This is a genomic window from Marinobacterium marisflavi (genome assembly GCF_982447095.1).
In genome coordinates, this window is sequence record NZ_OZ457898.1 from 2,509,787 (window position 1) to 2,528,944 (window position 19,158).

Consider the following 19,158-nt stretch of genomic DNA (forward strand, 5'->3'; position numbering starts at 1 on the left):
AAACCACCCTGTCACCGTTGATCCACAAACCGAGGCCAGCCCGTAAACCACACATTAGTTTTGTGGGATTAGAAGGAAGCTGATGAACATCCACTACATAAAGCCGCTCAAGATCGCTGTGATCGGTTCGGGAATTTCAGGACTGTCGGCGGCTTGGCTGTTGAACAAGCGACATGACGTCACGCTGTTTGAGAAGGATGATCGCCTCGGAGGCCACACCCACACGGTTGATATCGAAACGCCGGAAGGAAAACGTGGGGTCGATACCGGCTTCATCGTTTACAACCCGGTTAACTACCCCAACCTGATCAGCTTGTTTGACCATTTGGACGTTGAAAACACCGAAACCGATATGACCTTTGGTGTTTCAGTGGATAAAGGACGAATAGAGTACAGCGGTTCGGGACTGAGCGGATTCTTCGCCAAACGCTCTCAAATAGGCTCACCGCGTCACTGGCGACTGCTACGGGATATTCTGCGGTTCTACAAGGACTCAGATCGACTATTAAACGACCCAACACTCGAACAGTTATCGCTGGGCCAACTGTTGAAGCGGGAAAAATACAGCCACACCTTTATTCACGATCACCTTATCCCAATGAGCGCAGCCATTTGGTCGACACCCGCGCAAAAGATGCTGGAGTACCCAGCGCTGACGTTCATGCGATTCTGCATGAACCACGGGCTGGTACAATTAGACGACCGCCCCCAATGGCGAACAGTGGTTGGCGGGAGCCGTAACTATGTCGACAAGATCGCTGCAACTCTGGATGGCAAGATCCGCCTCAACGCCCACATCCACAAAGTACACCGTCGCGGTGGCAAGGTGATCCTTGAACACCATCACGGGAAAACTGAAGAGTTCGACCATGTTGTGATGGCCTGTCACGCAGACCAGTCTCTGGCGCTACTAGCCGACCCTACTCCAGAGGAGAAGCGCCTGCTCACAGCTTTCCCATATCAGCGCAACCGTGCAATTCTGCACACCGACGCGCGTCAAATGCCCAAACGCCGCAGCGCCTGGTCAGCCTGGAATTACCTTGCCGAATCCAAATCGGAAAGCGAGGATGTCGCGGTAACCTACTGGATGAATAAGCTCCAGCCTCTGAACACCAGTAAGGAGGTGTTCGTCACGCTGAATCCGCTGGAGGAGCCGAGTGAGGGTAGCATTCTTGGAAGTTACCTCTATGATCACCCAGTGTTCGATATGAAGTCGATTGCGGCACAGAGAGAGCTCTGGTCGCTCCAAGGCGTAAACCAAACCTGGTTCTGCGGCGCTTGGTGGGGCTATGGCTTTCATGAGGATGGTCTCCAGTCCGGCTTGGCCGTGGCTGAGAACCTTGGACGCGTTGAGCGCCCCTGGCAGTTGGACAACCCAAATAGCCGTATCCACGCGCCAACGCTTAAACGTCACTCAAAAGGTGAAGTCGCGTAATGCGCTCAAGACTCTACGCAGGGCAGGTGATGCATCATCGCTTTATGCCTAAACGTCATCGTTTCATCTACCGCGTCGTATCGATGCTGCTTGATCTTGATGAGGCGGCTACTAACAGCCTTCGTTTAAAGCTCTTCTCGATCAATCGGTTCAACCTCTTCTCCTGGCGCAACCGAGATCATGGAAACGGGACGGATGCGCCCCTCGCCGGACAAATCAGAGCGCTGCTGGAGGAGCGAGGTTTCTCGCAGTTCAAACACCGCATACAGCTGCTCTGTTACCCCCGAATTTTGGGTTTTGTATTCAATCCTTTGAGCGTCTACTACTGCTACGACACCAATGACCGACTCGGTGTGATTCTGTATGAGGTCTCCAACACCTTTGGCGAGCGCCACACTTACTGTATACCGGTGCCCGACCAAGCAAAAGTGGTACGCCAACAGGCGACCAAGGCCTTCTACGTTTCACCCTTCATGCCGATGTCGGCAGACTACCAATTTCGCATGGTGCCACCTGACTCGCAGGTCGCCGTCTGTATTCGCCAGACGGAGAATAAGCAGTCGCTGCTGCATGCAACCTTTACCGGTGAGCGCCGCGAACTGAACGACAAAGCGCTTTTGGGCGTATTTGTAAAATACCCGTTGATGACGCTAAAGGTGATCGCCGGCATACACTGGGAAGCACTACAGCTCTGGCGTAAGGGCGTCAAACTGCAGCCCCGCGTCGCAACAGAGAATAATAGAATTACCCTAGGTTCCCCGATGGAGGCGTCGCAACATGAAACCCTCTGAGTACTCAACAGCTACTCCAACTCAGGTTCTACCGCAAAGCGAAGGTTGGCTCGCTAAGCGCTATCTTTCGAAGGTATTGAGTCATTTACCGAAATTAGAATACGGCACCCTGAGTCTATTTCTGCCCAACGGCAAAGAGCTTCAGTTTGGTAACGCCTCGCCCGGCGAGCCTCGAGCCGAAGTAAGACTCAACAGTCTAAAACCCATTTCACGCCTGATCCGCTCAGGTTCGGTGGGCTGGGCCGAGAGCTACATGGCAGGTGAGTGGGACACCCCCGATCTTACCGAGATGATTCGCTGGGGTGCGGGCAACGAACACCAGATGGAGGAGGTTGTGGGTGGCAGCACGCTGCTCAATTTCTTTAACCGACTGATTCACCTAGCACGCGCCAACACCCGCAGTGGCAGTCGCAAGAACATCTCTTACCACTACGATCTTGGCAACGACTTCTACGAGCTCTGGTTAGATCCAAGCATGACCTATTCGTCAGCTCTGTACGATCAAACAGAGGATCTTTTTGAGGCTCAGCAGACCAAATATCGTCGAATTTGTCAGATGCTTGATATCCAACCTGGCGAGACAGTTCTGGAGATTGGTTGCGGTTGGGGTGGATTTGCCGAGCTCGCTGCGCGCGAATTCGGCGCCCAAATCACTGGTATCACGCTCTCTAAAGAGCAATTAGCTTATGCCAAAGCGCGGATTGAGCAGCAAGGCCTTAGCCAGCAAGCGCAGTTCCACTTGATCGACTATCGCGATGTTAGCGGACAGTACGATCACATTGTTTCCATTGAGATGTTCGAGGCGGTTGGCGAAGAGCACTGGCCAACCTACTTCAACCAGGTGAAGCGTCTCCTGAAACCGGGCTCAAGCGCACTGCTGCAAATTATCACCATCGCTAATGAGCGTTTCGATAGCTACCGCAAATCAGCCGACTTCATACAGAAATACATCTTTCCTGGCGGTATGCTACCTAGCCCCGAAGCCTTGGAGCGAGAGTTCGACAACGCGCAGCTAAGGTTTGAAGATTCGCTCTACTTCGGCAAGGATTACGCGCGCACCTTGGCACAGTGGCGCCACGCCTTCCTGGCACAGTGGCCACGCATTCAAGCACAAGGATTTGACGAGCGTTTTCGCCGAATGTGGCTTTACTACCTGTGTTACTGCGAGGGAGGCTTTGCGGAAAGCTCCATCGACGTAGGTCTATTCAAGATTAGCAACTGATCAGCATGCTACAGCGCCAGAGTTGGATTTACGCGCTGCCGGCCCTACCGCTGGCTTTGCCAACAATGGTGCTGTTTATCTACCTTCCCACGCTCTATGTCGAGGAGTTCGGCCTCAGCTTAGCCCTAGTTGGGACGCTATTGATGCTAGCACGCGTCTCCGATCTTGTGATCGATCCTTGGGTCGGGCGACTCAATGATAATCTCTCAACTACACAGCAGCGTCAGTTGATGCTGATCGGCGCAGCCCTGTGCGGCGTTGGCCTCTTCTGGCTGACCCGACCGATCAGCGGCTGGAGTGCGAGTTCTCTGCTGCTCTCCCTCTCGATTCTCTACTTCGGTTGGACGCTGGTGCAGATACCCTATCTAGCACTTCTCCCAGGTTTGAGCACTGACAGCCGAGCGAGGACTCAGATCGCTAGTCTGCGTGAAGGTATGGGTGTCATTGGCCTACTCTTCTCTGCCGCCTTTCCGGTATTCCTGATTAATGGTGGCAGCTCAACCCTGGAGGCGCTGCGCCAGCTTGGCGATCTGAGTATCCTGCTTGTCGCCCTCACTCTGGGCTTGCTACTGACGAAACTGCACTGGCCTGAGCGCATCACACCTAGCAGCAATGCACGCTGGCTCAGTCTCTGGCGCAACCGACCGGCGCGCGTTCTGATGTTTGCCTGGTTCAGTAACGGACTGGCCAACGGCATACCAGCGGTACTGTTTCCGCTCTACATCACCGAGGTACTGAAGCTCGATGAAGCAGCACGCGCCAACTACATCCTGATCTATTTTATCTGTGCCATTCTCTCGCTACCGCTCTGGTGGCTCGCTAGCCAGCGCATCAGCCGTAAGCGTCTCTGGCAAGTAGCGATGCTGATCGCTTTGATCTGTTTTTTACCGGCGAGTCTGTTGGGTCCGAGCGACGCTAATCTATTTATGCTCATCTGTATGCTGACGGGTGCCATGCTCGGGGCCGATCTCGCTCTACCGCAGGCACTGCAAGCTGATGTGTGTGACTGGCATCGTTTCCGTTTCAAACGCGACCAAAGCGCGTCTCTGTTTGCTATCTGGAATGTATTTACCAAACTTGCGCTTGCGTTTGCGGCGCTGGTTGCGTTTGGTTTACTGGATCTTAGCGGTTTCGACCAAGATACCAATCAGGTAGGTCTACTGGCGCTGATCTACGCTTTTTTACCCTGCGTATTGAAGTTATTAGCGATATTGATGATGGAGAAGTTCGCGCTGAGCGAGGCTCAACACACCGAAATCATCGCCCGAATAGAACGGAGAGAAGATGTATAAGCTGTTCCTCGTCGCGTTTTTAACTCTTACCTTGCAGGGTTGCACTACTATGGACATCGCCGACATGAGCAAACCAACACCCGAGCTTAGAATCGAAGAGTATTTCGATGGCAAGGTATACGCCTGGGGCATTTTTGAGGATCGATTTGGGCAGATACGACGCCAGTTCCAGGTCGAGATTGATGGCACCTGGGATGGTAAAGAACTTGTCTTAGATGAACGCTTTCTCTACGACGATGGTGAGCGTGATCAACGCATATGGACCATACGCTCAGCAGGCAACGGGCGCTACACTGGGACTGCAGCCGACGTTATTGGCGAAGCGCAGGGTATTGCCAAAGGCAATACACTCAATTGGAGTTACCAGCTCGACCTACCGGTCGGCGACTCCACCTGGAAGGTAACCTTCGATGACTGGATGCTACTGCAGGAGGGCGGCGTTCTGATCAATCGCGCGTTCGTTAAGAAGTGGGGATTTACTATCGGCAGCGTTACGCTTAGCTTCCAGCGAAGCGATCAACTTCAGGCAGTGCCATTCGCCCTTTAAGCCGGCGCAACAGTGCCCCAATTAAAGGCAGTTTCAGATAGATCGGCGCGCTATCCCAATAGTCTAGATGTTCACTGATCAGCCCTTGATTGTTGAACTGCAGGCGTGACACCCCCTCCACATCCAGACGGCCCAATACCGGCAATTGTGCACTGAAGTGCCAGCGTATAAAGCCTGTATCGCCGCCAAGACGGTGCTCCAACACACTAAACTTGGGCACTTCGCTGCGCTCAAACATATCCTGCAAGATCGCCTGCATCTTGCCTATGCCACGCACATCGTTGAAGGGGTCGCGAAAGTGAATGTCTTCGCTGACCCAATTGGAAAATTCAGGAATGCGCGCGGGAGTGAGGTTGGCGAAGAGTTCCAAATACCCCTGACAAACCTCTTCGTGTGGATGATTCATTGTGCGGTAATTCTCTTAATCAGAGCGAAGTAGAGCCTATAGGGTAGCATGCTAAGCGCTCTCAAAGTGCCGGCAAAGAGGGTGGGAAAACGAATCTCAAAGGCGGTACCGTCTAAGCCTTTTACAATGCGCTGAGCAGCCTCATCCGCATCGATAAGACTGGGCATCTCAAACTGGTTACGATCTGTTAATGGTGTTCTGACAAACCCAGGATTGATCAGGCGCAGGTCGACGGGCCCGTCCTCAAGCTCGACTCGCAAAGCCTCGGTGAGGTTGATCAGTGCAGCCTTACTGGCACCATAGGCCGCGGCCAAGGGCAGACCTCGGTAGCCCGCTAACGAAGCGACCACCGCCAACTGCCCGCCCTGCACACGCAGATCAGGTAGGATCTTTTCAATAAGGCGCGTCACCCCGTAAAAGTTCACATTCATTAGGTGTTCAACGGTCTGCTGATTAAACTCTGCCGCCGGCATTTCGCGATGATCGCCTGCGTTGAGGATAATTCGATTCACCTTTCCCGCTGCATCACTGACTTGCCGCCAAGCTTCAGCACAGGCCTGAGCGTCCGTTACATCTAGTACCACCGCAGAGACCTGTCCTTGCAATGACTCTGCTTCAGCCACAACCTGCGATAAAACCTCGGTGCGACGCCCACTGATCCAGACCTGAGCGCCACGGCGTGCATATGCCAGCGCTAGCTCGCGACCAATTCCCGTGCCGCCACCGGTAATCCAAACAGACTCCATGGAGCTCCTTAATTCTGCCTACAGTTATTTGTGCTCGATCGTTGTGCGTCTTAAATTTGAGCGCCGCGCCAGCGAACATCGATGGTTGAACCATCTTTCGCTTTGAAAGTCATACCGCGCCAGATTCCGCTCTGGTCATACCAACTCAACGTATTATCCAAATCGCCACCTAAACGAAAGCCGGTCACCGGTACTGCCAATCCATCAATCGTCCACACTTGTTCTGCCTCGGACTGCACGGCAATCTCACTCGTTTTACCATTCAAGGTGTTCAGTACTTGCGATTGAGTAAGAATCGTATCGAACCAGTGATGGGTAGTCAGCAGATTCGCAGGTAACAGACGCTCGCGGCCCTTTTGATCAATTACCTCCAGCAGATCGCCCTGCCGCCTGGCCTTAATCTGCTCTTCATCGCCATTGGTCACCATATTCACCACCAGCGACTCTAGCTGATCATCACGCCAAACCTCCTGCGCGCGGTAGTTATAGTCGTAACTGAACAGGCCAAAGATCCTGGTTTCGATCCTCATCTCAACCTCTACCTTCAACTGTTCCTGAGAGGGTTCAAAGTTGATTCGGTATTGGCCCACAGGCTTGTCATTGCGGTAGACATCATAGTTAACGATAGGGTCGTAGCGCTCGGCTCGCTCAAGCAGTAGTGAGGCGCGCGCATCTGCACCGACCAAACCAGTGCCAACCAAGACAACAAAAGCGAAGAAAGCCGAGAGAGTGCGCATCACTGTGCTCCTACTAGTTATCTATGCGTACGAGACAATATAAGTCTGCGGTTCATCTTGGCTCGATCGCCGAATTTAGCTAGTCTGAGCTACCTACTAATTGACTGTGTTAATCACTCGGAGATACAGATGCGCAAAGCCCTCTGCCTAGCCTTAGGTTTAACAGCATTTACCAGCCTGGCCGTACAGGCTGAAGTGACTGTAGTTATGGACACTAGCCTTGGTGAGATTGAGCTGAAACTGGATGACGAAAAAGCACCGATAACCGTGGCTAACTTTGTTCAGTACACAGAAGCTGGACACTATGACGGCCTGATTTTCCATCGCGTGATCCCCAACTTTATGATTCAAGCCGGCGGCATGAACGCGGATATGCAACAGCGCGACACCCAAGCACCGATTAAAAATGAGTCGAGTAACGGACTGCGCAACGTGCGCGGGAGTATCGCCATGGCACGGACCCAAGCATTGGACAGCGCCACGTCCCAATTCTTCATAAATACCAAGGATAATCCATCCCTGAACGATGGCGGCCCCTACGGTGGCTACGCGGTCTTTGGCAAGGTAAGCCGTGGTATGGATGTGGTTGATACAATCTCAGCCACCGAGACCGGCAGTGTCGGCTACTACCGCGACGTACCAGTCGAACCCATTGTTATCAACTCAGTGAAAGTCCTGGACTAGTACCGAAACTGACAAGCTAGTCCAGTTTCACTTTCGCGAGCCGGCGGGCGTTGCCGACGACAGTCACCGACGAAAGCGCCATCGCCGCGCCGGCGATCATTGGATTCAACAGCACACCGAGCAGTGGATAGAGCACCCCCGCCGCTACAGGTATCGCAAGTGTGTTGTAGATGAAAGCGCCGAAGAGGTTCTGCTTGATGTTGCGCACCGTTGCGCGCGAGAGCTGGATTGCATTCGCGACTGAGTGCAAAGAGTTCTGCATCAGCACTACGTCGGCCGACTCTATCGCTACGTCGGTACCCCCACCCATCGCATAGCCAACATCCGCTTGTGCAAGTGCAGGTGCATCGTTTATGCCATCACCGACCATCGCAACGACTTCACCCTTGGCCTGAAGCGCTCGAATTTCTGCAAGCTTATCTTCAGGCTTCACACCCGCCTTGTAGGTATCAATACTCAATCGCGTTGCCAGTGCCTTGACGGCTAGTTCGTGGTCACCGGAGAGTAGCACCAACTTAAGCCCTGCTTTGTGCAGGCGCTGGATCGCAGCCGCGCTATCCTCTCTAATCGCATCACTCAGTGCAAATAGCGCCCTAACTTCAGTGCCAACCGCTAGCCACACCAGCGAGCAGCCCTCTTCAGCCCAACTCTCTGCTTGTTGAAGAAACGGTGTAGAGTCGACACCCTCAGACTCCAGCCAAGTTTGACTGCCCAGTCGGATCTGCTGTGAATCAAACTGAGCTCTGACGCCTGCGCCGGTAATCGACTCAAACTGATCGAGACTGAGGTTCGACGCTGGCAGCGCATCCGCCAGAGCACGCGCCAAAGGGTGCTCAGAACGCTGGGCTAGAGCCTGGGCCAGGGCTTCAGCGCCACTGTCTTGAATATCCGAATGAGCGAGACTCGGCGCGCCCTCAGTGAGGGTTCCGGTTTTATCCAACACAACCGTGCTGAGCTCTTGAGCGCGTTGCAGTGCATCACCCTGACGTATCAACACGCCGAGATCAGCCGCCCGTCCAACGCCCACCATCACCGCCATCGGTGTGGCGAGGCCTAGCGCACAGGGACACGCGACGATCAGCACAGTCAGCGCCGCGAGAATAGCGTAACTCCAACTCGGCTCAGGACCATAATTGATCCAGACAAGGTAAGTAACCAACGCAATCAACATCACCACAGGAACAAATACCGAGGCTACTCGGTCTGCCAAACGCCCCAGTGCCGGTTTAGTATTTTGTGCCTGCCGGACGGCATCCATAATCTGCGCAAGACGTGTTTTAGCACCTACCTGAGTGACGCGTACCAACAGGCTGCCCTGCTGGTTTTGGGTGCCACCCGTCACACTATCACCGGCCCTTCGGCTCACCGGAACCGGCTCACCCGAGAGCATCGACTCATCAACGTAGGTCTCACCCTCAACAACTTCGGCATCAACGGGTACTCGCTCACCCGGACGAATACGCACCAGATCGCCTGGCACCAGCATCTGAATCGAGACCTCTCGCTCCTCGTTATCGCGCACGCGAAGCGCGTATTTGGGCTGCAAGTTCATCAATTTTCGCAAAGCTGAGGCTGTTTGGGTCCGCCCACGTGTCTCTAAAGCTTGGCCCAGTAAGATAAAGCCAATGATCATCAGTGTGGCTTCGTAGTAGAGGTGTCGAGCAGCTTCAGGAACCCACTCCGGCGCAATACTAATCGCTAACAGCAAACCAGAAGAGTAGATCCACGCGGCGCTCGTACCCAGCGCGATCAGCGTGTCCATGTTGAAGTTGAGTCGCTGCGCAGTCCTCCATGCACCTGTGTAGATATGCGCCGCTGTTTTACGCATCACCATCAGTGTAAGAACAGCTGTAATCAGACCAGAAATAAGCCCTTCAGACGCATCAAACGGAGGAATCCAGCCCAGCATCATCTGCAGCATCAGCAACAAACCCAAGCCTAAAGCGAGCCAAGCATGTTCAAACTGCTGCTTGAGTTCAGCGCGTTGCTGCTCATCACGCGCTTCGAGATCTTCATCATTCTCGATCAGCGTAGCGCCATAGCCTGCATTGGTAATTACTTCGATCACTTTGTCGGGTTGCGCTTCAGTGTCGATGGTTGCGGTGCGCTCAGCAAAATTGATCGCGTGATCTTTAATGTCGGTCTCGGCATCCAGAGCGCGCTCGATCGAACGGACACAGCCTGCACAACTGACTTTGGAGAGAGCAAACTGATAGATACTCATATTGACTCCGTTGGCGATCAGCGGACTTTAGCTGCGTAATCGCCGCTTAATTTTAGAACAGGCGCGTCGGCCTTACCCAGCGTTACCGTCAAAGGTAAGCGAGCGCGGCCCCGCTCTCTGAGGCGAGCTTCGAAGGTCTGCATCTGCTCTACTTCGGGCAGAGCGACTTGGGTCATCAAATCTTCACTAAGTGGCGCAAGGTACTCAATCTCAGAACGCGCGATCATCACATCCGCATCTATCCCGCGCGAGCGCAGCCACAGAGTAATCAGGCACCAACCACTGAGTGTCGCCAACCCCGAAGTGGATCCGGCGAAACCGGTCCCCTTATCGTTGAGGTTAGGCGTCAAAGGTGCGTGCAGACTGAGGTGCTGCCCATCAAACTCGACACGGTCAATCTGCATGGCTGCGGTCAGCGGTATCTGCTGATGCAGCCAGCTTAAAAATTCAGGCTGATGCATTAGCCCCAGCTCTGAGCCAACGTAGCGGCATCAAATTCTGGTGCTGCACGCACTTTGAGCGACTGCCCCAGGTAGACAAAGCCTACAATCTCTTCGTTGTCAGCAACGCCCAAACCCTCACGCACATCTGGGTTGTGCGTCATCGCGCCAGTACGCCACATCGCACCCAACTGCTGTGCAAAAGCGCTCTGTACAATGGCATGGGCAGCACAGCCAGCCGTGATTACCTGCTCAACTTCTGGCACTTTTGGATGCTCCTGCTTCACGGCGATGGTCACGATAATCATAGGCGCTCTTAGCGGCATGTTACGCAATTTCTTCTGCGCCATCTCGTCCAGTTCTGGATCTTTCTTCAAACCCGCAGCGAGGAAAAGCTCGCCCAGTTTTGCCAAGCCCTCTCCCTCAATTACAAGGAAACGGTACGGGCGTAGCATGCCATGATCCGGAGCACGACAAGCCGCATCCAGCATAATTCCCACCTGCTCTGCTGATGGCGCGGGCGCGCGCAGCGCAGGTGTTGATGTGCGTTGTGTCAGAAGCTCAAGAGCATCCATGATCGTCTCCTACTGGCGCGAAAGGCGCAGGTTTTTCGGCCGCTCGTTCAGACTCGAGCGGAAAGGGTTAATATCTAGGCCGCCGCGGCGCACGTAGCGCGCGTAGACACTCAATTTTTGCGGTCTGCAGCGGTTCCAGATATCCATAAAGATGGTCTCAACACACTGCTCATGAAAATCGCCATGCTCGCGATACGAAATAAGGTAAGCGAGAAGACCAGACTCATCAATCTTCGGCCCCTGGTAGCTTATTTGCACACTCGCCCAGTCCGGCTGACCAGTCACAGGGCAGTTAGATTTAAGCAGGTGGCTCACCAGCGACTCGGATACCGACTCTCCAGTAGAGCTAAGTAACTGGGGAGCGGGCTCATAATGCTCAATATCAACATCCAGCGCATCGATACAACGCCCCTCGAGCCGGCCTATCTCAGCGTTATCCTGAGGATAGGTAATCAGCACCTCAACCTCACCGCCGGCGGCTTTCGACAGGTCCTGCTGCATCAACTTCACCACCTCAGCCTCAGAAGCAAAGCGCGTCAAGTTGAACGAGTTGAGGTAGAGCTTGAACGACTTCGACTCAATGATGTGGGTAGAGCTTGCGGGCAGACGGAACTCAGCCAGAGCAACAACCGGCTTGCCTTTGGCATTCAGCCAGCTCACCTCATAGGCGTTCCAGATGTCGACACCACGAAATGGCAAGGCGGTGCGCTCTACGCCCTGACGTTTCCAGTTGATATCGCGCTCAATTGGGTAGAGCAACTCTGGGTCGTAGCGGTTTACATAGACCGTACCCTTGCCCAGAGGTGAATGAAGTACTGACTCGTGTTCAGACATTAGCTACGAATCCCCCGACCAATTTTAAGCAGATGAAGTGCGATTGCAGAGAGCACAACGACAAAGAGTCCAATCATCCCCAGTGCAAAACCAACATCGATATCGCTAACTCCCAGTACACCATATCTGAAGGTGTTTACCATGTAGAGAATCGGGTTGAGCTGCGACACCCACTGCCAGAACTCAGGCAGCATCGAGATGGAGTAGAAGACGCCACCCAGGTAAGTCAGCGGCGTTAGTACGAACGTCGGGATAATGGAGATATCGTCAAAAGTATTAGCGAACATCGCATTAAGGAAGCCGCCTAAAGCGAAAACAACCGCCGTTAGGAACACAATGACAACAGTGATCAGCGGGTGCGCCAGACTCAGGTCCGTGAAGAAGAGCGACAGCGCAGTAACAATAATACCGACCATCAAACCTCGCGCCACGCCACCGATAACAAACCCTGCCAGAATCACCCAGTTGGGTACCGGTGCAACGAGCAACTCCTCGATATGTCGCTGCATCTTGGTGCCAAAAAACGACGACACAACGTTACCGTAAGAGTTGGTAATCACCGACATCATGATCAGGCCCGGCGCGATATACTGCATATAATCATAGCCGCCCATCTCACCAATACGTGAACCAACCAGGTTACCGAAGATAATAAAGTAGAGCGTCATCGTAATTGCAGGTGGTACCAGTGTCTGAACCCAGATGCGTGTAAAGCGGCGCACCTCTTTCACTACAATCGTCCAGAAGGCCGTCCAGATAATTTGAGAGTTCATTAAGCGGCCCCCTCCTTCTGCTGTTCAACTAAGGAGACAAACAGCTCTTCTAGGCGGTTGGCTTTATTACGCATACTCAGCACTTTGATCTCTGCGCGGTTTAGGTGCTCGAAAACACTGTTAAGACCTAACTCTTTGGGCACATCAACTTCCAATGTATGTGGGTCACTTAAGCGTACCGTGAGACCAGCAATCTCAGGAACGTCAGCCATATCCTCGGCTAGATCGAGAACAAAAGTTTCCATATTAAGTTGCGCCAGCAGCGCCTTCATTGAGGTGTTCTGCACAATCTCGCCCTTATCAATGATGGCGATATTGCGGCAGAGTGATTCGGCCTCTTCGAGATAGTGGGTCGTCAGGATGATCGTCGTTCCCGCCGCGTTGATCTTACGCAGGAATTCCCACATTGAGCGACGCAGTTCGATATCAACGCCCGCTGTAGGCTCGTCAAGAATCAGTAGTTTAGGGTCGTGCACCAGCGCACGCGCAATCATCAAGCGACGCTTCATACCACCTGACAGCATGCGCGAAACGTTATCGCGTTTCTCCCACAGACCCAGCTCTTTGAGATAGAACTCAGCACGTTCCAGCGCCTGCTTGCGACCGATACCATAATAACCCGCTTGGGTGACGACGATATCCAGAACTTTCTCAAACTGGTTGAAATTAAACTCCTGCGGCACGATCCCCATGCTGAGCTTCGCTTCAGTCGGGTGGGTATCCGTATCAAAGTCAAAAACCTGAACGCTCCCCTGCGTCTTATTCACTAAAGAGGTTACGATTCCCAAGGTTGTCGATTTACCCGCGCCATTGGGCCCTAAGAGCGCAAAGAAGTCCCCCTTCTTCACTTCTAGATCTATACCTTTCAGTGCCTGAAAGCCGTTGTCATACGTCTTGCGCAGATTACTAATCCGCAGTGCGACATCCATAGGGTGAATCCTTCTGCTAACTTCTCGTTGAGATGGGGCCAAAAGCGGCGTAAATCAAGGTAAACTAGCCCCAATTTCCATTCTACCTGTTTCAGGAGCGCTTAGGGTGACCAGTTTTCATCAGTTCCACCTAAATCTACTCAAACTCGGCTACAACAACCTGATTAAGCAACCGCCGTTTAGTCGGTCTGAGGATGACTACTCTGCTGAAGCTGACGAGTTGCTTGCGCTGTTCCAAGAGACTATTACCCTCTACCAAGAGCATGCAGCCGAGGCTTTTGATCTGGGCCAGGTATTGATGACACGCCTGGTACGCAACTATCCACAACTGACACAGCTACTCGCGCGCGATCTTCTTTGGCTTTTTGGCGGTGATTGTATTCACTACCTAGCTGATGAGGAGATCAGTGATTTTCAGGCACTGGATGAGGCGCGCTACATTAAAGAGGCACAGAATGAAGCCTACGATTATCTTGAGTTGCGTAACGTAATGATTGGCGAAGTCCAAAACCCGCAGACGCATTAAAACCAGAGCGGACTGCCGTTTTGTTCAAATTTAGGTAGGTGAAACAGAGCTCTCGGAGTGAGAGAGAATGGAGCGGGATATCGGGCTCGAACCGACGACCTATACCTTGGCAAGGTATCGCTCTACCAACTGAGCTAATCCCGCTTAATGGCGTCCCATAGGGGGTTCGAACCCCTGTTACCGCCGTGAAAGGGCGGTGTCCTAGGCCACTAGACGAATGGGACGCAGCCTACGCGCTTTTAACACTCCCACATTGACCAAGAGTGCTGCGAATTTGGAGCGGGATATCGGGCTCGAACCGACGACCTATACCTTGGCAAGGTATCGCTCTACCAACTGAGCTAATCCCGCAAATGGCGTCCCATAGGGGGTTCGAACCCCTGTTACCGCCGTGAAAGGGCGGTGTCCTAGGCCACTAGACGAATGGGACGTGACCTTCGCATTTCGCGTTCCTCGTTGAGGAGGCGCAGATAATACGGAGCCCCCCTTTAAGCGTCAAGACTCGCAGCTAACTTTTTTACAAATTTATCTGCCTTTTATGGGGTGTGGGCGACAACTGTCTGAAAACCCAGAGTTTGACTATCCTTAGTGTAGGAAAAGCTAGGAGCGGAAAATGACGCCGACTCAAATAGGCCTGCTTGTACTGGGCGGGTTAGCGGTATTCATTGTTGCGGCAATGGTGATGCAGGGCATCGAAAACCAACGCCGACAAAAGCGCCTTCGCGTTTTAGCGCTCAAGGATCAGATACGTCGTGCCGACCACCTGTTTCATGCACTGCCAGCCGAATTACGCAGCGCAAACATGGACACACTGCTAATCAATTATCTCATTCAACATTGGCGCGAAATTGGTAGCCTAGATCGAGCTGCCGGAGCGCCTGCGCAGATCGAACGTCTAAACGAGCGGGCAAAACAGCTGAGCGAAGGGCCCGCAGCCGCAACAGGGCTGACCCTTTTTCCTGATCGGGATCTGGCGCGAGGCGCCCGCGCCATCATGCGCGAATTTGCTCAGTTTCTGACAGACCTAACCAAAACAGGTCGCTACTCGGTACAGCAGATCCAGCCGATAATGAACCAAGTAAAGATCGCTTATGCGCGCGCACGTCTGGATCTAGAGTTAATGGACGCTAAGCTTTTAGATCAAAATCGCGGCCCTGCTGTTGCTCTGCATCAGTACCGCTCCTGCATAAAAACTATCGAGAAACTCGGTAACTATGTCCGCATGGAGAACCAGCTTGCGCATGCAATGAATCTCTTGGAGCAGGCAGAGATCCGGGCAGAGCAGGCGCGCGAGCAGCAGCAACAGGCGCTTAACACTCCAGAGGAGCTCAAGCCTCTGCGCTCAGGTCCTGAGGATACATGGATAGCAACTCAGGCGGCACCGCCAAACCGGATTTGCAGATCCAAGTTATTCTTAGAGTAGGCATTGGCTAATGCCGTCTCACGACTGATCCTTCCAGCAGTAAATAGCTCAAACAGACTCGAATCAAAAGTGTGAGAGGCAGTATCAGAACTCTTCTCCATCGCTTCACGCAACCCTTTGTGCTCACCGTTGGCAATAAGTTCCGACATAAACGGGGTATTGATAAGAACTTCGGTAGCCGGAGCGAACTTCTGATCGACATCGCGTACCAAGCGCTGCGCCACTACCCCTTTGAGGTTTACCGAAAGGTCTGAATTGATACGCCTGAGTTCAGAGTCATTGAAGAAGTTACAGACATGCTGAATCGCCTGAGGTGCTGAGGTCGAGTGTAAAGTAGCTAAAACCAAATGACCCGTTTCGGAGTAGCGAATAGCCTGCTCCATTGTATCGCGGTCGCGAATCTCACCAATCATAATCACGTCAGGCGCCTCACGCATGGCGTTCTTGAGGGCTTGCTCGTAGGAGTGTGTATCGATTCCAACCTCGCGCTGATTAACGATAGAGCGCTTGTTAGCGTGGGAGAACTCAATAGGGTCCTCCACAGTAAGAATGTGTCCAGTAATATTGGTATTGCGGTGGTCGATCATAGCCGCCAGTGAAGTCGATTTACCCGAACCCGTACTACCCACTAACAGCACCAGACCAGTCTTCTCCATCACAAGTTTGTTCAGCACGGCCGGCAGACCGAGCTCTTCAATCGATGGGATCTGTTCGCGAATATAGCGGAATACTATGGCCAAATCGCCGCGTTGCCAGAGAATGTTCACACGAAAACGTCCGATACCATCGACCTCGTGAGCGAAGTTCATCTCTAGGTCGCGCCGAAAAACGGCCATCTCCTCATCACTAAGTAACTGCCTCACGACTTCAGCAGTTGCACCTTGCTCTAGACGGTTATCGCCAATGGGACGCATCACCCCATCAATTTTCAGCTGTACACAGGCACCCGTGGTGAAGAAGAGGTCGGATGCCTGCTTTGTCACCATGAGTTTTAGGTAGGGGTTTAGATCAATCATCGGTTCGTCCCGTTTGAACACAAAAAAGCCAAGCACTATGGGTCTATTCAGACTAGTAGCGCTTGGCCATTTTTTCCAAAACCGGGTCGAAAAGAGACTAGCCCGTCAGTCGGTTAGCCTGATAGTCGCTGATCGCTTGTTCAATCTCATCATGGGTGTTCATCACAAAGGGGCCATATTGAGCGATAGGCTCACCAATAGCTTTAGCCGCAACAATGAGTAGGCGCGCACCGCCCATACCAGCTTGCAGATCAACCTGATCACCACCATCAAGCTCAGCCGCTTCAGCGAGATTGAGGGGCTCATTCGGCAACCGAGCACCGCCCTCAAACAGGTAGACAAAACCGCTCAACTCAGCCGGCACCGGCAGGGTGTAACGGGTATTGGGTTGCATCTGTATTTCTGCAAACAGCGGCTGACGGCTGATTCCGTTGACAGGGCCTACCTGGCTGCTGCCCCCAATATCCATTAATTGACCTGCAACGAGGCGAACATGAACCCCCTCAGCTGCATCAAATTCGGCAACCTCTTCAGGTTCAATGTTTTGATAGGCAGCGGGCTTCATCTTCTCCGCTGCGGGTAGGTTGATCCAGAGCTGGAAGCCGCTCATCAGCCCCTCCTCCTGCTCTGGCATCTCTTCGTGAATGACGCCACGACCGGCAGTCATCCACTGCACGCCACCGGAGCGCAGAATACCCTCATTACCCATATGATCACGGTGGCGCATACGCCCCTCGATCATGTAGGTGACGGTTTCGAACCCGCGGTGCGGATGCGCAGGAAAACCTGCAATGTAATCGTCCGGGTTGTCCGATGAGAAGTTATCGAGCATCAAGAATGGATCTATGCGCGCGAATTGTGAGGCACCAACACTACGCTTGATGCGCACGCCTGCCCCATCCATTGAGTCACGACCGGCAATGCGACGTTTTATGCCTCGACTTCTCATCGAACTCTCCTGACTTAGTTAGGGCCGTTAGGCCAGCGCTGCGCGCGCTTTCTCGAGTGCTGCGTCTCGATGATCATCCATTGCAAGACCTTCGGCAACTACAAGCTGCTGGCTGTTAAGGCCCATGAAACTGAGCAGTTGCTTGACGTAGCTGATCTGCATATTAGAGCCCTCGTCACCATATACTCCGCCGCGGGTTGAGATCAGGTAGACAGGACGATCTTCGATCAACCCCTGCACACCCGTTTCAGTGTACTGGAAGGTCACGCCGGCACGCGCTAGGTGATCAAACCAAGACTTAAGTTGTGATGGCACGCTGAAGTTGTACATTGGCAGACCGATGACGATAACGTCAGCTGCTTTGACCTCAGCCAGAAGCTGATCAGCCAATTCCACAACAGCCTGCTGCTCTTGCGAACGATCAGCTTCTGGCGTATTCAGTGCTCCCATGCGGAATGCATCCAGATGTGGTACCGGATCTGCAGCCAGATCTCGCTCGATAACGCTCGAATCTGGATTTTCCTGTGTCCAACGGCTAATGAATGAGCCCGCCAACTGCGCTGACTGCCCCTGATCGCCAAACAGACTGCTTTTAACGTGAAGTAGTGTTTTCATGTGTATCTCCCGATGATTTTCATTTTATTTATTATTTGATCTACACTTTCGATAATAAATAGCTAAATATCGCTTAATTAGATCGAAAAAACTGATTATGAACATCACATTAGAACAGTGGCAGGCGCTCATAGCCGTGGTAGATCAGGGTGGTTACGCTCAGGGCGCGGAATCATTGCGCAAGAGCCAATCCACGCTGAGTTACGCAATACAGAAAATCGAGGATCAACTCGGTGTGACTCTTTTCAGGATGGAGGGACGTAAAGCAAAGCTCACAGATACCGGCGAGGTACTCGTCAGGCATGCTCGCGATCTTCTTAACCGCGCAGCACTCACCGAGGAGCTAGCGATTCAGTACGGCGAGGGAGCTGAGCCGTTAATTCGTCTTCAAGTTGAAGCGATCTTTCCTGAATCAGTGATATTCGAGGCTCTAAAAGAGTTTTCTCAAGCTCAACCGCAGACCAGGATAGAGCTTCGACAATCGGTGCTGAGCGGAACTGAGGAGGCGATACTCCAGCGCAGGGCTGATCTAGTTATTGGAGGTCGAGTTCCACCAGGTTATACCGGTGAACCTCTCAGTACAATAGAGTTCATCGCTGTAGCTGCACCTGACCATACACTCGTTCAAAGCGGCAACCAACTAGGCTTAGAAGACCTGCGACCCTATCGACAAATAGTTGTGAAAGACTCGGGACAACGCAATTTAGATGACGGTTGGCTGGGAGCCTATCAACGCTGGAGCGTTGATAGCATCGAACTCTCCATCAATGCTGTAATCGAGGGATTAGGTTTCGCTTGGTTGCCAGAGCTGAAAGTGCAAGATCATATAGACTCTGGCCGCTTAGTAGAGCTACCTCTGATTGAGGGTGCACGTCGCAACGCTCAACTTCACTTGATACTGACGAATGGCGAATACACTAGTGCCGGTGTTATCGAGTTGGGTAAGCTGATTAAGCAAGTCGTAGCACAACAGTGCCCACACCAGCGCTGATCA

The 19,158-nt window shown here is 52.9% G+C and carries 21 protein-coding genes and 4 tRNA genes; 9 read left to right on the forward strand and 16 right to left on the reverse strand.

What is annotated here, in order from left to right:
* Window positions 1-82: 82 nt before the first annotated feature.
* The 5 genes from AC1WNR_RS12380 to AC1WNR_RS12400 are packed head-to-tail and all read left to right on the forward strand — an operon-like array spanning window position 83 to window position 5,287.
* Window positions 83-1,435: an NAD(P)/FAD-dependent oxidoreductase gene (locus AC1WNR_RS12380; protein ID WP_481644803.1), complete on the forward strand. Its 1,353-nt coding sequence runs from the start codon at window positions 83-85 to the stop codon at window positions 1,433-1,435.
* Entirely contained in the window at window positions 1,435-2,226 is a 792-nt protein-coding gene (locus AC1WNR_RS12385; RefSeq protein WP_481644804.1) for a DUF1365 domain-containing protein, read from the forward strand. Before AC1WNR_RS12380 ends, AC1WNR_RS12385 begins: the two co-directional genes overlap by 1 nt.
* Entirely contained in the window at window positions 2,213-3,448 is a 1,236-nt protein-coding gene (locus AC1WNR_RS12390) for a class I SAM-dependent methyltransferase (protein WP_481644805.1), read from the forward strand. The genes AC1WNR_RS12385 and AC1WNR_RS12390 overlap by 14 nt, the downstream gene beginning before the upstream one ends.
* Window positions 3,449-3,453: 5 nt before the next feature.
* Window positions 3,454-4,740 (forward strand): MFS transporter, encoded by a 1,287-nt coding sequence (locus tag AC1WNR_RS12395; protein WP_481644806.1) that lies wholly within the window; start codon window positions 3,454-3,456, stop codon window positions 4,738-4,740.
* The gene (locus AC1WNR_RS12400) at window positions 4,733-5,287 is read left to right on the forward strand and encodes a DUF3833 domain-containing protein (protein ID WP_481644807.1); all 555 of its coding nucleotides are present in this window, start codon (window positions 4,733-4,735) and stop codon (window positions 5,285-5,287) included. Before AC1WNR_RS12395 ends, AC1WNR_RS12400 begins: the two co-directional genes overlap by 8 nt.
* Here AC1WNR_RS12400 and AC1WNR_RS12405 read toward each other — a convergent pair.
* The 3 genes from AC1WNR_RS12405 to AC1WNR_RS12415 are packed head-to-tail and all read right to left on the reverse strand — an operon-like array spanning window position 5,238 to window position 7,176.
* Window positions 5,238-5,693, reverse strand: coding sequence for a nuclear transport factor 2 family protein (locus tag AC1WNR_RS12405; protein ID WP_481644808.1), 456 nt, complete (start codon window positions 5,691-5,693; stop codon window positions 5,238-5,240). The genes AC1WNR_RS12400 and AC1WNR_RS12405 overlap by 50 nt on opposite strands.
* Window positions 5,690-6,439, reverse strand: coding sequence for an SDR family NAD(P)-dependent oxidoreductase (locus tag AC1WNR_RS12410; protein ID WP_481644809.1), 750 nt, complete (start codon window positions 6,437-6,439; stop codon window positions 5,690-5,692). The genes AC1WNR_RS12405 and AC1WNR_RS12410 overlap by 4 nt, the downstream gene beginning before the upstream one ends.
* 50 nt (window positions 6,440-6,489) lie before the next feature.
* Window positions 6,490-7,176: a DUF6134 family protein gene (locus AC1WNR_RS12415; protein WP_481644810.1), complete on the reverse strand. Its 687-nt coding sequence runs from the start codon at window positions 7,174-7,176 to the stop codon at window positions 6,490-6,492.
* Between the two features lie 129 nt (window positions 7,177-7,305).
* On the opposite strand from AC1WNR_RS12415, the gene AC1WNR_RS12420 reads away from it, so the two are divergent.
* Window positions 7,306-7,860, forward strand: a complete 555-nt coding sequence (locus AC1WNR_RS12420) for a peptidylprolyl isomerase (protein WP_481644811.1) — start codon at window positions 7,306-7,308, stop codon at window positions 7,858-7,860.
* A 16-nt stretch (window positions 7,861-7,876) separates the two neighbouring features.
* Here AC1WNR_RS12420 and AC1WNR_RS12425 read toward each other — a convergent pair whose 3' ends face one another.
* From AC1WNR_RS12425 to AC1WNR_RS12450, 6 genes are read right to left on the reverse strand one after another with little or no spacing between them, the layout of a single operon-like run.
* Entirely contained in the window at window positions 7,877-10,084 is a 2,208-nt protein-coding gene (locus tag AC1WNR_RS12425; RefSeq protein ID WP_481644812.1) for a heavy metal translocating P-type ATPase, read from the reverse strand.
* 17 nt (window positions 10,085-10,101) lie between these two features.
* Window positions 10,102-10,545 carry a YiiD C-terminal domain-containing protein gene (locus tag AC1WNR_RS12430; RefSeq protein WP_481644813.1) on the reverse strand — a complete coding sequence of 148 codons (444 nt, stop codon included), beginning with the start codon at window positions 10,543-10,545 and terminating at the stop codon, window positions 10,102-10,104.
* Window positions 10,545-11,099, reverse strand: a complete 555-nt coding sequence (locus AC1WNR_RS12435; RefSeq protein WP_481644814.1) for a nitroreductase family protein — start codon at window positions 11,097-11,099, stop codon at window positions 10,545-10,547. Before AC1WNR_RS12435 ends, AC1WNR_RS12430 begins: the two co-directional genes overlap by 1 nt.
* Before the next feature lie 9 nt (window positions 11,100-11,108).
* Window positions 11,109-11,933 (reverse strand): NADPH-dependent 7-cyano-7-deazaguanine reductase QueF, encoded by an 825-nt coding sequence (gene queF / locus AC1WNR_RS12440; RefSeq protein WP_481644815.1) that lies wholly within the window; start codon window positions 11,931-11,933, stop codon window positions 11,109-11,111.
* Entirely contained in the window at window positions 11,933-12,706 is a 774-nt protein-coding gene (locus AC1WNR_RS12445) for an ABC transporter permease (protein ID WP_481644816.1), read from the reverse strand. The genes queF and AC1WNR_RS12445 overlap by 1 nt, the downstream gene beginning before the upstream one ends.
* Window positions 12,706-13,635 (reverse strand): ABC transporter ATP-binding protein, encoded by a 930-nt coding sequence (locus tag AC1WNR_RS12450; RefSeq protein WP_481644817.1) that lies wholly within the window; start codon window positions 13,633-13,635, stop codon window positions 12,706-12,708. Before AC1WNR_RS12450 ends, AC1WNR_RS12445 begins: the two co-directional genes overlap by 1 nt.
* 106 nt (window positions 13,636-13,741) lie before the next feature.
* Here AC1WNR_RS12450 and AC1WNR_RS12455 point away from each other — a divergent pair, with 106 nt between their 5' ends.
* Window positions 13,742-14,161: a PA2817 family protein gene (locus AC1WNR_RS12455; RefSeq protein WP_481644818.1), complete on the forward strand. Its 420-nt coding sequence runs from the start codon at window positions 13,742-13,744 to the stop codon at window positions 14,159-14,161.
* 68 nt (window positions 14,162-14,229) lie between these two features.
* Here AC1WNR_RS12455 and AC1WNR_RS12460 read toward each other — a convergent pair.
* The 4 genes from AC1WNR_RS12460 to AC1WNR_RS12475 all read right to left on the reverse strand — a co-directional run bounded on the left by AC1WNR_RS12460 (window position 14,230) and on the right by AC1WNR_RS12475 (window position 14,591).
* A tRNA-Gly gene (locus AC1WNR_RS12460) sits at window positions 14,230-14,305 on the reverse strand.
* A gap of 4 nt (window positions 14,306-14,309) precedes the next feature.
* Window positions 14,310-14,385: transfer RNA gene (locus AC1WNR_RS12465), tRNA-Glu, on the reverse strand.
* A 51-nt stretch (window positions 14,386-14,436) separates the two neighbouring features.
* Window positions 14,437-14,512: transfer RNA gene (locus AC1WNR_RS12470), tRNA-Gly, on the reverse strand.
* Between the two features lie 3 nt (window positions 14,513-14,515).
* Window positions 14,516-14,591 (reverse strand) — tRNA-Glu (locus tag AC1WNR_RS12475).
* A gap of 183 nt (window positions 14,592-14,774) precedes the next feature.
* Here AC1WNR_RS12475 and AC1WNR_RS12480 point away from each other — a divergent pair.
* Window positions 14,775-15,584, forward strand: coding sequence for a hypothetical protein (locus AC1WNR_RS12480; protein ID WP_481644819.1), 810 nt, complete (start codon window positions 14,775-14,777; stop codon window positions 15,582-15,584).
* Here AC1WNR_RS12480 and AC1WNR_RS12485 read toward each other — a convergent pair.
* The 3 genes from AC1WNR_RS12485 to AC1WNR_RS12495 form a co-directional block, all read right to left on the reverse strand.
* Window positions 15,533-16,600: a PilT/PilU family type 4a pilus ATPase gene (locus AC1WNR_RS12485; RefSeq protein WP_481644820.1), complete on the reverse strand. Its 1,068-nt coding sequence runs from the start codon at window positions 16,598-16,600 to the stop codon at window positions 15,533-15,535. The two genes, AC1WNR_RS12480 and AC1WNR_RS12485, sit on opposite strands and share 52 nt — an antisense overlap.
* Window positions 16,601-16,697: 97 nt before the next feature.
* A complete protein-coding gene (locus tag AC1WNR_RS12490) occupies window positions 16,698-17,549 on the reverse strand; it encodes a pirin family protein (RefSeq protein WP_481644821.1) in 852 nt (283 codons plus the stop codon).
* Window positions 17,550-17,576: 27 nt separating this feature from the next.
* Window positions 17,577-18,164: an FMN-dependent NADH-azoreductase gene (locus tag AC1WNR_RS12495; protein ID WP_481644822.1), complete on the reverse strand. Its 588-nt coding sequence runs from the start codon at window positions 18,162-18,164 to the stop codon at window positions 17,577-17,579.
* Between the two features lie 97 nt (window positions 18,165-18,261).
* Between AC1WNR_RS12495 and AC1WNR_RS12500 the strand changes: the two genes are divergently transcribed.
* On the forward strand, window positions 18,262-19,155 hold the full coding sequence (locus AC1WNR_RS12500; protein ID WP_481644823.1) for a LysR family transcriptional regulator: 894 nt from the start codon (window positions 18,262-18,264) through the stop codon (window positions 19,153-19,155).
* Window positions 19,156-19,158 lie beyond the last annotated feature (3 nt).